This window comes from Bacillus sp. FSL K6-1033, from assembly GCF_038630765.1.
Classification (GTDB): domain Bacteria; phylum Bacillota; class Bacilli; order Bacillales; family Bacillaceae; genus Bacillus; species Bacillus altitudinis.
This window is the reverse complement of sequence record NZ_CP152041.1, coordinates 2617953-2632629: the sequence shown is the minus strand read 5'-3', so window position 1 is coordinate 2632629 and position 14677 is coordinate 2617953. Positions and strand designations below refer to the sequence as shown.

General features: G+C 40.0%; 16 protein-coding genes. 10 read left to right on the top strand and 6 right to left on the bottom strand.

Annotated features, from left to right (window positions below):
* Nucleotide 1 precedes the first annotated feature (1 nt).
* The 6 genes from thiI (at nucleotide 2) to MHH31_RS13415 (ending at nucleotide 4480) form a co-directional block, all read left to right on the top strand.
* Entirely contained in the window at nucleotides 2–1207 is a 1206-nt protein-coding gene (gene thiI / locus MHH31_RS13440; protein WP_007501769.1) for a tRNA uracil 4-sulfurtransferase ThiI, read from the top strand.
* Nucleotides 1208–1296: 89 nt separating this feature from the next.
* Nucleotides 1297–1509: an alpha/beta-type small acid-soluble spore protein gene (locus tag MHH31_RS13435; protein ID WP_003216385.1), complete on the top strand. Its 213-nt coding sequence runs from the start codon at nucleotides 1297–1299 to the stop codon at nucleotides 1507–1509.
* Between the two features lie 220 nt (nucleotides 1510–1729).
* Entirely contained in the window at nucleotides 1730–3310 is a 1581-nt protein-coding gene (locus MHH31_RS13430; RefSeq protein WP_047945286.1) for an acyl--CoA ligase, read from the top strand.
* Between the two features lie 136 nt (nucleotides 3311–3446).
* Nucleotides 3447–4061 (top strand): LysE/ArgO family amino acid transporter, encoded by a 615-nt coding sequence (locus tag MHH31_RS13425; protein WP_342494887.1) that lies wholly within the window; start codon nucleotides 3447–3449, stop codon nucleotides 4059–4061.
* 30 nt (nucleotides 4062–4091) lie between these two features.
* Nucleotides 4092–4271 (top strand): hypothetical protein, encoded by a 180-nt coding sequence (locus MHH31_RS13420; RefSeq protein WP_342494886.1) that lies wholly within the window; start codon nucleotides 4092–4094, stop codon nucleotides 4269–4271.
* Nucleotides 4272–4303: 32 nt separating this feature from the next.
* Complete coding sequence (locus MHH31_RS13415; protein WP_342494885.1) at nucleotides 4304–4480, top strand: hypothetical protein; 177 nt, start codon at nucleotides 4304–4306, stop codon at nucleotides 4478–4480.
* 52 nt (nucleotides 4481–4532) lie between these two features.
* Here MHH31_RS13415 and MHH31_RS13410 read toward each other — a convergent pair whose 3' ends face one another.
* A complete protein-coding gene (locus MHH31_RS13410; protein ID WP_226650678.1) occupies nucleotides 4533–4967 on the bottom strand; it encodes a MarR family transcriptional regulator in 435 nt (144 codons plus the stop codon).
* A gap of 116 nt (nucleotides 4968–5083) precedes the next feature.
* Between MHH31_RS13410 and MHH31_RS13405 the strand changes: the two genes are divergently transcribed.
* Complete coding sequence (locus MHH31_RS13405) at nucleotides 5084–5671, top strand: NAD(P)H-dependent oxidoreductase (protein ID WP_342461896.1); 588 nt, start codon at nucleotides 5084–5086, stop codon at nucleotides 5669–5671.
* A 105-nt stretch (nucleotides 5672–5776) separates the two neighbouring features.
* Nucleotides 5777–7126 (top strand): amidohydrolase family protein, encoded by a 1350-nt coding sequence (locus MHH31_RS13400; RefSeq protein WP_025207791.1) that lies wholly within the window; start codon nucleotides 5777–5779, stop codon nucleotides 7124–7126.
* Nucleotides 7127–7166: 40 nt separating this feature from the next.
* On the opposite strand, the gene MHH31_RS13395 is transcribed toward MHH31_RS13400, so the two are convergent.
* Nucleotides 7167–9104, bottom strand: a complete 1938-nt coding sequence (locus tag MHH31_RS13395) for an ABC transporter permease (RefSeq protein ID WP_342494884.1) — start codon at nucleotides 9102–9104, stop codon at nucleotides 7167–7169.
* On the bottom strand, nucleotides 9094–9855 hold the full coding sequence (locus MHH31_RS13390) for an ABC transporter ATP-binding protein (protein ID WP_007501759.1): 762 nt from the start codon (nucleotides 9853–9855) through the stop codon (nucleotides 9094–9096). Before MHH31_RS13390 ends, MHH31_RS13395 begins: the two co-directional genes overlap by 11 nt.
* A gap of 298 nt (nucleotides 9856–10153) precedes the next feature.
* Between MHH31_RS13390 and MHH31_RS13385 the strand changes: the two genes are divergently transcribed.
* Together MHH31_RS13385 and MHH31_RS13380 are read left to right on the top strand one after the other, a co-directional pair.
* On the top strand, nucleotides 10154–10498 hold the full coding sequence (locus tag MHH31_RS13385; protein ID WP_045034159.1) for a PadR family transcriptional regulator: 345 nt from the start codon (nucleotides 10154–10156) through the stop codon (nucleotides 10496–10498).
* Complete coding sequence (locus MHH31_RS13380) at nucleotides 10489–11733, top strand: FtsW/RodA/SpoVE family cell cycle protein (protein ID WP_342494883.1); 1245 nt, start codon at nucleotides 10489–10491, stop codon at nucleotides 11731–11733. The genes MHH31_RS13385 and MHH31_RS13380 overlap by 10 nt, the downstream gene beginning before the upstream one ends.
* Nucleotides 11734–11807: 74 nt before the next feature.
* On the opposite strand, the gene MHH31_RS13375 is transcribed toward MHH31_RS13380, so the two are convergent.
* From MHH31_RS13375 to MHH31_RS13365, 3 genes are all read right to left on the bottom strand, one after another.
* Nucleotides 11808–12812, bottom strand: coding sequence for a sensor histidine kinase (locus MHH31_RS13375; protein WP_342494882.1), 1005 nt, complete (start codon nucleotides 12810–12812; stop codon nucleotides 11808–11810).
* Nucleotides 12812–13501, bottom strand: coding sequence for a response regulator transcription factor (locus MHH31_RS13370; protein ID WP_047945292.1), 690 nt, complete (start codon nucleotides 13499–13501; stop codon nucleotides 12812–12814). The genes MHH31_RS13375 and MHH31_RS13370 overlap by 1 nt, the downstream gene beginning before the upstream one ends.
* 109 nt (nucleotides 13502–13610) lie before the next feature.
* Nucleotides 13611–14531 (bottom strand): iron-hydroxamate ABC transporter substrate-binding protein, encoded by a 921-nt coding sequence (locus MHH31_RS13365; RefSeq protein WP_025207786.1) that lies wholly within the window; start codon nucleotides 14529–14531, stop codon nucleotides 13611–13613.
* Nucleotides 14532–14677 lie beyond the last annotated feature (146 nt).

The following is a 14677-nucleotide window of genomic DNA, read 5'->3' as shown; positions in this document are numbered from 1 at the left end:
CATGAAGTATGACCATATTTTAGTCCGTTTTGGTGAGATTTCAACAAAAGGGAAAAATAGAAAGAAATTTATCGAAAAACTAAGACAGCATATCCGGTTTGTATTAAAAGACTTTGAAGCATTAAAGTATGCATCTGATAGAGACCGCATTACGATCATGCTAAACGGAGAAGACCCTGAACCGATTTCAGAACAGCTTAAAGGTGTATTTGGCATTCAAAGCTTTAGCCTGGCTGTAAAATGTGAGACAAATCTTGATGCCATCAAAGAAGCGGCACTCTCAGCGGTTCAGGAAGTGTATGAACAAGGAAATACATTTAAGGTCTCAACGAAACGCTCTTATAAACAATTTGAGCTTGATTCAAATGAAATGAACCGAGAAATTGGTGGACATGTTCTAAGGAATACAGACAACTTAACCGTTAATGTGAAACAGCCAGATGTTCACTTGCGAATTGAAATAAGAGAACATGCGACGTACATTACATTTAAAGATGTAAAAGGTGCAGGCGGACTGCCAGTGGGTTCAAGCGGAAGAGCGATGCTGATGCTCTCTGGCGGCTTTGACAGCCCAGTGGCCGGCTATCAGGCAATGAAGCGAGGCATTCAAATTGAAGCTGTTCATTTCTTTAGCCCACCTTATACAAGTGAACGTGCCAAGCAAAAGGTCATTGATCTAGCGGAATGCTTAGCTGCCTATGGAGGCGAAGTCAAGCTTCACATCGTTCCTTTTACAAAAATCCAAGAGCTCATTCACAAACAAGTACCAGAAAACTATACGATGACTTCAACGAGAAGAATGATGCTCAAAATTGCAGATAAAATAAGAGCCAAGCGTGATGCGCTTGCCATTATTACAGGTGAAAGCCTTGGTCAAGTGGCAAGTCAGACACTTGAAAGCATGTATGCCATTAATCATGTCACAAACACACCGATCATTCGCCCGCTAATTGCCGTGGATAAGAATGACATTATCGAAGAAGCGAGAAGAATTGGCACATATGAGACAAGCATTCAGCCATTTGAGGATTGTTGCACGATCTTTACGCCGCCATCTCCAAAAACAAAACCAAAGCTTGAAAAAGTAGAACGCTACGAAAGCTTTGCTGAATTCGAGCCAATGCTTGACGAGGCAGTGGAGCAGATCGAAACAATCGTTGTCACAAATGAAAAGAAAGCAGCTGACAAATTCGCTGATTTATTCTAAATAAAAAATTTCATAATAATTACCATAAAATCAATCGCATGAAGTCATGTGTTTCTACACATTCTATATTCACAAGGAGGTGAGAACACATGGCTCAACAAAACAGACAAAGCAGTTCTAATCAATTAGTCGTTCCAGGCGCTGCACAAGCGATCGACCAAATGAAGTACGAAATCGCTTCAGAATTTGGCGTAAACCTTGGACCAGAAACAACAGCTCGCGCTAACGGATCAGTTGGTGGAGAAATCACTAAGCGTCTTGTATCTTACGCTCAACAACATATGGGTGGCGGATCTTTCTAAGACACACAATTAAAAAGCTATGGCTTATGAGCGGGTTCATTCCCGCTCTTTTTTTGTACATAAATTGTTAGAATATTTTTAAAAAAGAAGACGAAATGAAAAAATTATGGCATAATACTAGGAGTAGGTCCTAATTCAAGCATTTTTCAGTTATGAGTGTTAGAATAGGTAAATTGAAACATGATTCGTTTCATAGAAAGAGGCTAAAAGGAGCTGTACCATGAAAAGAGAAGACTTAATTGCACCAGAACAATATAACTTAGTCAGTGAGATTGAAGCGTTCAGTCATGACCAGGAGAAAATCGCCCTGCACTGGCAGGACGGTAATGGCCATGAAGCGCATGTGACATATGCAGCATTAGTGGAAGAGGCGAATAAAATTGGTCATGTTCTATTAAATGCAGGCTTTAAAAAAGGCGATAAAATCATTGTGATGGTGCCTCGTATGCTAGAGGCATACAGCATTTATTTAGCCATTTTAAAAACAGGAATGGTTGTGATTCCTTGTTCAGAAATGCTTCGCGCTAAAGATATAGATTACCGAATTGAGCATGCAGAAGCAAAAGGAGCGATTGTTTACGCATCATTCATTCAATCGTTTGAAGGAACCAACCAGCCAAAAGATTTCAAAACATTCTCGATTGGTGAGAATGATCATGGCTGGACAAACATTGTTGCGCAAAAGGAAGAGCAGTCAAGCGAGTTGAAATTGGCAGACACAACACGTACAGACATGGCGTTTCTCTCTTATACATCAGGCACAACAGGTAACCCAAAAGGGGTTGTTCATACACATGGCTGGGCGTATGCACATTTACGTACTGCGGCCAAAGCATGGCTCTCCATTAATGAAGGGGATAAAGTATGGGCAACAGCAGGACCAGGCTGGCAAAAATGGGTGTGGAGTCCTCTCTTATCTGTTTTAGGAAGCGGAGCAGAAGGTTTTGTTTATGGAGGTAAATTTAATCCGAATACGTACTTAGAGCTGCTTCAAAAAAATGAAATCAATGTTCTATGCTGTACACCAACAGAATATCGATTTATGGCAAAAGTGGATGACCTCAGTCAGTACGAGCTACCAACATTGCATAGTGCTGTTTCTGCGGGAGAGCCGCTCAACCGTGAAGTTATCGATACGTTCAAAAAGCATTTCGATATCGAAGTGCGAGATGGTTACGGGCAAACAGAAAGCACGCTGCTAGTCGGGGTGCTGAAAGGAATGGACATCAAGCCAGGCAGCATGGGCAAACCAACACCTGGCAATGAAGTAGAGATCATTGATGAGAATGGCCAGATCTGTGCTCCAGGAGAAATAGGTGACATTGCCGTTCATCTTGAAACGCCGGCTTTATTCAAGGAATACTACAAAGATGCAGAGCGTACAAAGGCGCAGCGCCGCGGGGATTACTTTATTACCGGTGACCGTGCGAAAAAAGATGAGGACGGGTATTTTTGGTTTGAAAGCCGCAGGGATGACATCATTGTCAGCTCAGGTTATACAATTGGTCCATTTGAAGTCGAAGATGCGCTGATTAAACACCCAGCAGTGAAAGAATGTGCGGTTGTGGCAAGTCCAGATGAAATCAGAGGATCAATCGTGAAAGCATACGTCGTCCTGCGTGATGCATCTGCACAAAGCGATGAGCTGATTAAAGAGCTGCAAACACACGTGAAAAATACAACAGCACCGTACAAATATCCAAGAGAAATCGAATTCATTGACGAGCTACCAAAAACTCCGTCAGCGAAAATTCGACGTGTCGAGCTGAGAGAAAGAGAGCTTGCACGAAAATCATCATAACAGTAGAAACAATAAGCGTCTGGATGGAAAATCATCCAGCGCTTTTTTTATTGGACAAATCAAATATGTAAAATTCGTTCATGATGTTTTATGTTAAAATGTGTAAGGATGACTTGAAAAGGAGAATGTTCTGAAAATGTCGATTGCGATAATTCATGGGATTGTGCTTGCCTTTGGTCTTATTTTACCTTTGGGCGCACAAAATGTATTTGTATTTCAGCAAGGAGCCCTTCAGCCGCGATTATATCGTGTACTGCCTGTGGTCATTACAGCTGCTCTCTGCGACACACTTTTAATTACTTTAGCTGTCATTGGGGTTTCGGTTGTTGTACTCACCATTCCTATCTTGCAAATGGGTCTTTTTATCATTGGATTTTTCTTTTTACTTTATATGGGGTGGTCAGTTTGGAACACGAGCTCCGCAACAGGTAATCAAGAAAAGATAGACCTGATGCCTGTGAGAAAACAAATCATATTTGCTTGTTCCGTCTCACTTTTAAATCCTCACGCGATTCTCGATACAATAGGAGTGATAGGAACGAACTCTCTTCAATATCATGGGGCGGAAAAGGTGGCATTTACCGCAGCCTGTATCATTGTCTCGTGGTTATGGTTTATGGGTCTTGCCTTTCTCGGAAAAATGTTAGGAAAGCTAGATACAAACGGCAAGTGGATGAACCGGATCAATAAAGCCTCTGCGGTCATGATCTGGCTAGTTGCGTTATATATCGCCTATCAGCTTATTGGATAAAGGATACATAGAGCAAAAGAGACGTGATGCATGAAAATGAGTGCTGAACATGTCATGGGAAAAAGCGTTGGATGGAAAACATCTGGCGCTTTTTTATTGTCTACTATCTCGGGAGAAGCTTCAGTTACATCCTGTTCATTTTTATCAGACCTGCTGACGATTCAATTACCTGGAGGAAATGATCAAAATAGAATGTATGCTACACTATAAAAATGTATTTTATTGGATGTGGAGGTTTTCAAATGGCTCATAAAGAACAGCGTAAAGGGGCAGTGCTTGCTGTCTTTGATACATTGACGTTTTGTGTACCAGTCTTGTTGTGGAATTTATATAAGAATACGAATAAAACATTGAAGCTGATGATCCCGATTATTCCAATAGTAGGTTTCATCACGTATCTTTTAGCATCTCTTTACTAATGTGTTCAAAAATCATTTGCATGAGCGATACGCTCATGCTTTTTTCATTCGATCATTTTTTGAAGATGGTTTGATTTAATAGACGGAGAGCTTGTACGATATCATCCATTTGATTTTGGTCAGAGGAAGAAAGGCTGTCCATGAGCATGGATTCAATTTGTTGAAATGCTTTGTCCATACACGCACGGCCTTTTTTAGATAGCATAATGACATGTTTTCGCTTGTCATCTTTATCTTCTTGTCTATCAATGAATTGTTTTTCGTGAAGCTTTTTCAATTCTCTGCTGACATTCGGAAGAGACATGTGCTGACAATCGGCGATTTCACTAGGTGTTAGCGGCTCACTGACGGCTAACTGCTCCAGAATCAAATATTGTAGAGTGGTTAGATCAGATGGTTTGATCTTGCTCATCATAGCATGTTTCAGCTCAGAAAAAGTAGAAGCAAATGTGACAAACTCTTTGAAAAAATGGGGGTTTTTCATCATTTTTCACCTCCTACGTACCATACCAAATTTGTTATCGAAAAACAATTATCATTTGACAACTAAATGAGAGGGGTGTATGCTTTTTATTATCAAATGATAACTAAAGGAGCCAAGCCATGAATGTACTCATTATTTATACTCACCCCCATCACAATAGTTTAAATGGTGCTTTTTTAAAAGAAATCCTAAAGGGCAGTGAAGAAAATCCAAACGTTCAAGAAGTGAGAATCATAGATTTATACCAAGACAAATTTGACCCTGTACTTATTTTTAATGAAGAGAAAAAAAGACGTGATATGCATAAGGACCCTGAGATTCAAGAATATCAAGAGAAAATCAAATGGGCAGACAACATCGTGTTTGTTTATCCGATTTGGTGGGGGCGGCCGCCAGCCATGCTACTTGGTTTTATTGATCGCATGTTTGCAGCGAATTTTGCTTACCGTCAAACAGGCGGGCTGCTTCCAGAAGGCTTGTTAAAAGGAAAGAGGGCTGTATGTGTATCGACAATGCAAGGACCGACCCACTACCCTTTCTTCTTTTTGCAAAATGCCCACAAGGTGTTAATGAAACGAGCTCTTTTACAATATGTCGGGATTAAACCGGTGAAGTTCTTTGAATTTGGCATGATGGAAAGTCCGAAAGGGAAGCATGACGTGAAATTAAAACGGATATACAACTATTTTCGGAATATCAGCTCATAAAACCACATTCCTTGAGTCACTTTTCTTCTAATTTGAACCTGTTATGTCTTAAAATGACAGAGAGAGTGAGTGACTCATTCTCTTTATTTGAAAAGGGGGATATGGATGAAGAAAACATTGTTTAAAGATGCGGCTCTTATCACACTTGATCCATCTTTAGGTTTTCTGGAGAAGGGAGATCTATTAATTGAAGGGGCACATATTTTAGAAGTCGGACCTTCGATTGAAGTAAGCGGTGCTGATGTTGTTGATGCGTCTGACATGGTCATCATGCCAGGGCTTGTGGATACCCATCGTCATGTGTGGCAGTCTGTCATACGGGGAATCGGAACAGATTGGTCTTTGCAAACGTATTTGAGCAAAATTTATTATGGCAACTATGGGGCGATGAGACGTCCATCAGATGATCGAATTGCTAATTATTTAGGCGCATTAGAGGCATTAGATGCAGGAGTAACCACGTTTTTCGACTGGACGATGATCAATTCTATGGATCATACAGAAGAACTCATTGGAGGTTTAAAAGATGCGGGTATTCGAGCGGTCTTTGGTTTTGGTACCTCTGGAGATGCAGCGTATTGGGACAGAGAGAGTACGCTCACGAATATGGAAGACGCAGCCCGCGTGAAACAAAAACATTTTCAATCATCGGATCAGCTGTTGACGATGGGACTTGCCATTCGTGGACCTGAATTTTCTTCATGGGAGACGACCGTCTTTGAAATTGAAACAGCGAGATCACTAGATGCATTATGCAGTATGCACATTGGCTTTGGAAATTGGGGAGCGGCGGATCGATCGATTGAGCGGCTTCATCAAGCAGGGCTGCTCGGGCCTGATTTGAATATGGTGCATATCAATGCAATTGATGCAGATCAAATGAAGATGTTAGCTGACAGCGGAAGCTCTATCTCAATTACACCTGAGATTGAAATGATGATGGGACACGGATATCCTGTCACAGGGCTCGCCATTGAAAATGGCGTTCTGCCAACGCTTGGTGTAGATGTGGTGACAGCGACAGGCGGAGATTTATTTACCCAAATGAAATTCGGACTACAGGCGGAGCGGGCGATTCAAAATCAATCTTTATTGATGGAAGGGACGATGCCAGGACCTGAACTTGGATTGTCTGCACAGCAAATGCTTGAAGCAGCCACAATAAACGGGGCTCGTGCCTTGAAGCTTGATGACAAAATCGGCTCACTCACACCTGGAAAAGAAGCTGATTTTATCTTGATCGATCGGACAAGCATGAATCTTCTTCCGATGACAGATCCAGCTGGGGCAGTTGTGCAAACGGCACACCCTTCAAATGTTGATTCTGTCTATGTGGCTGGAAAAGCAGTGAAACAAAATGGGAAGCTAGTTGGAGTGAACGTAGAAGAGATCAAACAAAAAGCTTATGCGGCAAGAGATCATATTTTATCGCATCAGTTTGAATCAACAAAATGACGTGCAATATCCCCATAGGCCACTGCCTATGGGGAATACTTTACAACGATTCTTTAATGACTTTTTTATAATATTGGACAGATAGGAATCCGAAGACGGAGTATAAAACGGTATAAATCGCCATGACAATCAGCATAGGTGTCCACAGTTCGCTGCCAAATAAAAACCAGCCAGATTGTACAGCAAAGTAGCTGTGCAAGAGCCCGACGAGAAGCGGAATGCCAAAGTTGAAAAGCTGTTTGAGCCGAATGCCTTTTAAGAGATCTGTCTCCGTAAAACCAAGCTTACGCAGAATCGTGTATGAGCTTTGTTCCTCTTCGCTCTCATTCATCTGTTTGAAGTATAAAATACAGCCTGATGTCACAAGGAAGCTGAGGCCTAAAAATCCAACTACAAACATCATCAGTCCGATGGTTTGTTTTTGCTGCTGAGTGGTAGCAAATCTAGACATACTTTCATCACTCAATTTCGCAGACATAAAGACGTCATTGGCTTGTTCAACTTTTCCTTCATCTTTTATATTGATCGCAATATATTGGTTATTCTCACGCTGCAGCTTAGGGTCTTTGTTTTGATCAAGCTGCTCAAAGACGTTTTGACTGACGACAGCAACAGGTAGGCCGCCAAAAGTAAACTGGTAAGAGATTAAATGATCCTTTTTCATATCAATTACTTTTAAATCAATTGGTTTTTTTATTAAAAGTTTCACATCACCAGAGCTTTTAATCGGCATGAATTTTTTCAATAAATCATTGTAGCCGCTTAGCATGACTTCGTTGTTCTCCACATGAATATTTGGTACGTTTTTCTCGCTGATTACAGGTAGTGTCAGAACTCCTGGAGCTTTATTCACACTGCTTAACTTTGTATCCATGATCTGATTTGCATCAAAATCGGCTTGAATGACCTCGAACTGCTTTTTCTCATAGGCAATATGCTGATCAGAAAGTGCGCGAGTGAATGTGCCAGCATCTTTCTCTGATCCCATGACAAAATGTGCTGGAATTTGCTGTTCAGCTGTTTTTTCTGCTGAGTAGTAGGAGATATAGCTGAGTGATAACAAACCGATGGCAAGTGCAGATACGGTAGTAATAATCGTTAACAGCAATGCATTTGATTTTAAACGGAACATGATCGACGATAAAGACAAGACTTCATGAATGGCAAGATAGCCATTTTTTCTTTTTCGTACGATATTGGCAATAAATGAAACAGAGCCTTTATAGAACAGGAAAGTACCAATAATGACAGAAGCTAAAATATAGATCATGGCTAAAGATAACGAAAACATCGATGTGTATGAGCCACTAAAAAGCTGAGAAGAAATGTAATAGCCTGAGCTGATAAAGGCAATGCCTAGAACCCCGATGATGATTTCAAAGACAGAGATTTTTTTAATACGCTGCTCTGTAGAAGAGGTTGTTCTAAACAAAGCTAAGATCGTTTGCTTTTGAATAAAACGTCTATTTCTTAGCATGATGACAACATAAATCAAGAGAAACACGATGATTGTTTGCAGAAGAGCCGTGCCAGAAAAATGAAGATTGGCAATTGCATGAACACCTGTCACTTTAAATAGAACCATCAGCATCAGCTTTGAACCGATAAATCCGGCCAATATTCCAATAGCCATCGAAATCATATAGAGGATAAAATTTTCTGCATGGAGCAGCTTGGAAATTTTTTGTTTCGTCATTCCAATGAGCTGCAAGAGACCGATTTCTTTTCCTCTACGTTTGATGAAAATGCTATTTGCATATAAAAGGAAGATGCCGACGATGGCGATCAGCAGAATAGAAGCGGCTTTAATGGATGCACCGCCTTTAATAGACCCTTTCACATCATCAAGTGCTGGTGAATACTGCAAGGTGACAAAGGAAAAATAGAGCGCCACACTAAATACAAGTGCAAACACGTATAAATAGTAATTTTTTAAGTTTTTCTTCAGATTGCGGAAGACGAGCTGATTAATGTTCATGCTTCACACCGCCTAAAACACCTTGCGTTTTCATAATATCCTCGAAAAACATCTTTCTCTCTAGTGCGCCTTTATTCAATTGTGTATAGATCTGTCCATCTTTGATAAAAATCACTCGTCTTGAATAACTGGCTGCAACAGGGTCATGCGTCACCATGACAATGGTTGCTTTGCGCTTGTGATTGAATTCTTGCAGCTTGTTCAGTAAGTCAGACGCAGATTTGGAATCAAGTGCTCCGGTTGGTTCATCGGCAAAAATAAGGCTTGGTTCGTGAATAAAGGCACGTACCGCAGATGTCCGTTGCTTTTGTCCACCAGACAGTTCATTTGGATATTTGTCTCTTAGTTCATAAATCCCCATATCCTCTGCAAGCTGTTGAAAGCGTTCAAAAGCTTCTTTTTTAGGCGTTTTGGAGATGGATAATGGCAAGAGGATGTTCTCTTTAACCGTGAGTGTATCAAGTAAGTTATAATCCTGAAAAACAAAGCCAAGCTGTTTCTTTCTAAATTCAGCGAGCTGCTGATCTTTCATTTGCGTCATTTCTGCATCTGCGATCCGAATCGATCCGCTGGACACATGATCAATCGATGACAATACGTTCAAAAGGGTCGTTTTCCCCGAGCCTGATGGCCCCATGATGCTGACAAATTCTCCAGCTTCTATCGTCAAATCAATGCCTTTCAGCACCTCTTGTTTATTGAATTTATTTCCATAGCTTTTATATAACTTGCGAGCTTCTAAAATGTTCATCTGTCGAACCCCTTTTTTATTTAATTGATATCTCTAGTATAAAAAGAAGCTGACCAGACTTCCTGCGATTTGGCGAACAAAACAGACGTGCATGTGACATTGTTGTCACATGCTTGTTTTATATGTCAAAGCCTTATGTAGAATTCAGATTGTTATTCAATTATTTTATCTGTTTTTCGCGATGATGTATCAAATTTCTTGTTTTTTTCTGATGAACCTTTACAGAGTATGTGATTTCATGTAAGATATGCATATCAAATATATGCATAGTAAATCTATGTATTAGAGGTGACAATGGATGAAAGTGAGTAAAGAGCTTCTAAAGGGGAGTACTGCTACCCTTATTTTAAGCTTGTTAAGTGAAAAACCAATGTATGGATATGAAATGATTAAGCAATTAGAGTCGAAATCCGAAGGGATTTTTAGCTTCAAAGAGGGAACCATTTATCCTATTTTGCACACTTTGGAGGGGAAAGGATTCATTGTGTCTTACTGGGGCGAAGGGAATGGCAATCGAAAAAGGAAGTATTACAAGATTAATGAACAGGGCAAAGCGTTTATGAAAGAAAAGAAAGAAGAATGGAATGTCTTCAAAGATGCAGTAGATGGCGTTTTGAATGGGGAGAAAGTCGTATGGGACTAGAGAAAAAATTTGAACAATATATCAAAAATGTGTGTAAACGAATCAAAAATAAAGACGTACATGCAAGTATAAAGCTTGAGCTTCGTGATCATTTATACACACTGAAAGAGGAAGCGGTCAGTGCGGGCATGTCAGAAGAAGAGGCGGTAAATCAAGCGCTCGATCAAATTGGAGATGCAGCCATACTCGGAATGCAGCTCCATGAAACACACAAAACTCAAGTGGACTTTAAAACGATACTTCTTGTACTAGCTACTTGTTCATTTGGGCTGTTTGTGATGTATTATTTTCAGTTTCATTCTCATTTACTTCATTTTCAAGACACGAATATCTTTTATAAAAGTCTCATTTACTATGTATTTGGTCTTGCGTTGATGTTTGGGCTGTTTGCTTTTGATTATCGGCGCTTTTTACCCTATTCATGGCATTTATATATAGGAACGATTGGAATGCTGATTCTTACAATGATGATTGGGACAAGAGTGAACGGTATTCTCTTTTTAAGCTTAAATAATGGATCGATCAATCTGACTGAAATTTTTCCATTTCTGATGATTATTTCGTTAGCGGGCATTTACCAATCTTGGAATTGGAAGAATGGTTTCAAGTCCTGGCTAGGGTTAGCGATTGTCACTTTACCCATTATTTTATTACATATAGTCGGATCTCTTTCTGCAACCATCACCTTTATGGTCATATGCATAACGATGATGTATGTATCTCATGCAAGAATGAGACAGCTTATTCCGTTTGCAGCAGCAGGTATTGTCTATCTCATTGTTCAATTATTTTCTCTTTATCAAGCTGATATGGCCCACTTTTACCAATACTCACTTCATGAATTTAGCTCAAATGGTTTTCAGATAAATCCGTACGCATTGTATGATGTTCACACTGATTGGATGTTGACGTATATCATTTATTCATTCGGATGGTTCGCAGGATTGGCCGTTTTTATGTTGTTTGTGACTTTGATTTATAGAGTAGTTCATACAGCGAAACGAGTTCAATCTGCTTATGGCAAGATGTTAATGATTGGTTTGGCAACCACATTTGCAGCAAAATTTATCTTAAGTATTTTCACAAACTTTGGATTATTGCCTATATCAGGAGTTTCCATGCCTTTTATGAGCTATGGGGGATCTCATATTCTTCTAGAAATGATGTCAGTCGGGCTGCTAATGAGTATTTATAGAAGGAAACAGCTAGGAGAAATGTGCCGTGAAGTAGCGTGATATGGCTGTATAAAATAACCCAATCTCTTCAATGCATCGTTGGATGAAGAGATTGGGTTTCTTGAACTGCATGTTCACATGCTCGCAATATGCACAAAATCATTCTTTTTCGGAAAGATAAAGGTGAAAGTTGTCCCTTGATCTAATGTGGAGTTGACCTCGATCGTGATATGAAGAGCGTCAGCTCCCTTTTTTGTTAAATAGAGCCCCATGCCTGTGGAGGCCGTGTCATTGTGATGTCTTGTGGAGGTAAAGCCTTTTTCAAAAATACGGGACACGTCTCTTGGGTCAATTCCTCTGCCTTGATCTGTGATGGTGAGCACCACTTGTTCGTTCATTTGTTTGCTTTCGATGAAAATGTCAGATGATTGGCTGTACTTGACGGCGTTTGTCAGCACTTGTCTGATCATAAAGGATAACCATTTTGTATCACTTAATACGTCTCGCTCTTCTAATAAAAGGTCAAAGCCAATTCCTTTTTGCATACACCACGATTGGAGCGCTTTGATTTCTTTCGTTAGCATGTTTTGGAGATCCAGTTTTTCAATAAATAAATCATTTTCAATATGTTGGATCCTGCTTTGATGCAGCTGTGCATCAAGGAGTAAATGTATTCTAAGCCATTCATATGTCATATTTGATTTGAGCGGCTGTTCTGTTATGCGGTCAATCATTAAGTGCATCGCCGTGAGCGGCGTTTTCACCTCGTGTATCCATGAGAGCAGTTCATCTTTTTCTTCTTCCAGCGCAGTCTTTTGCTTAGCCGTCATCTGGCGGTATCGGTCGATTTGCTCTGACGTTGCCTCCTGTACAATTTGTTCAAAGGGGGAAGAGGGTTTGAGACGTATTTGATGGTCTATGTTTTCATCCCATTCTTTCAGTTGCATGTAATAAGCAGTTTCTTTCCGATAACGAAAAAAAAGAAAAACAATGAAGAGTAATGTAGACAAAAGCACGATATAAAAAAGAGAAGCGAGTGGAATCGTTGTATCCAAATATGCAACAAAGAGAATGAGAAGCTGCAAACTAAGAAAGAACAAGATCCAGCTTCGTCGTTCTTTTAGAAATGCTTGCAGCATCATTGATCATCCTTTTCTTTTGCAAGATAACCTTGACCCACCTTTGTTTCAATGAAGGCGCCAAGGGAGATTTCGTCTAGTTTTTTTCTAAGGCGGTTGACGTTTACAGTGAGTGTATTGTCACTCACGAATCGTTCATCGTCCCATAAAGCTTGGATGAGAGATTCCCTTTTGACGATATGGTTTTTATGTTGAATCAATTCTTTGAGAATAAAAAACTCATTTTTTGTTAATTCAACCTCACCGTTTTCATTTGTCACTGTATTATTTTCGAGATCAAGGGTAGCGCCGCACCAGACTTTTAAGTTGGCTGGTTCCGCATTATAATCATGGACTCGGCGAAGAACAGCACTTACTTTGGCGATGAGAACGTCAAAGTGAAAGGGCTTTTGTACAAAATCATCAGCTCCAAGCTGCATCGACATGACCATATCAGCAGGATGATCACGAGAGGAAAGAAAGATGATGGGCACATTAGAATGATGCCGAATCATCCGGCACCAATGAAATCCATCGTACTTTGGCAGCTGAATATCAATAATGACTAAATCAGGCTGGATGGAAGTGAACTCCTGCATGACCTGTTGAAAATTGTTGATCCCATACACATCATAAGACCAGTTGACTAAACGTTCTTTGATTTCTTGGAAGAGGGTTGTATCATCCTCAATCAGCAAAATTTTAAACAAAACGAGCACCACACTTTTTGAATTACTTGTACATCATTGTAGCGGAAAACAGGCACTCCCGCTAGAAGCAGACAGCAAAAAAGCAAGGGAAGAGATCCCTTGCTTCGGTTTATTTACCTAAAAAGTGCTTTTTAAAGAATGATAATTGATATTCAAGTGTGAGTGGGTCATTAAAGTAAAACTCTTCCGCATTTGCTTCATACACACGATGTTTTTTCACAGCAGGAATGGACTTATAGATTTCACTGTTTTGATAGGAATTGTCCATCTCGCTGTTTTTGCTAATGATCATATAGTCTCCTGCAAATTCAGGGATGACCTCTTGTGATACCGCATAATAACCAGCTTTTAATGCTTTTTCTTTTACTTTTTCAGGCATTTTTAGTTTCATTGCTTGGTAGAGGATTTCTGTTCCGCGACCCCATGCATCTCCAAAGACGTAAAGATCTTTTGTGCCGCTCTCAAAGACAGATACGGTTGCATCTTCACCGATTTTTGCTTTGATTTCTTTGCCAGCTTCAGCTGCACGCTGTTTGAAATCCTTGACCCATGCTTTTGCTTCTTTTTCTTTGTTTAAGACTTTTCCAATTTCAATATGCTGCTGAAGGTAATCGACTTTGTTATACGTGAATAAAACAGTAGGGGCGATTTTTTTCAGTTTTTCTACATTTTTTGCACCGCTTAAACCGATGATGACATCAGGCTTTAGCTTCATGATTTTTTCTACATTTTCATCGGATACTTCTTCCACATTTTTTAATTTCTTTTTGAAACGTGGATTCTTTTTTGACCAAGAGTCAACGCCCACAAGGTTCACACCAAGTGACAAGACATTTCCTGTATAAGAGGCGAGAACAACAACACGTTTTGGATTTGCTGGCAGCTTCACAGGTCCATTTTCAGATTGATATGTAATCGTGTCCGATGACGTTGATTGCTTTCCTTTATTTGAGGAAGAGTTGCTGCTATTGCCACATGCGCTCAACGCAAGTACGAAGATGAGCATCAGAGGGAACAATATTTTCTTCATGAATGTAAACTCCTTTGAAATCGGCACATCAGCCGTGTATTTGGTTGTATGAGTGATAATGATAATTATTATCACTCAGATATCATACCATAGAAGTGAGGTTTGTTGTCAATGATATTTTAGCAGTGGATAGAGGAATTCTGATA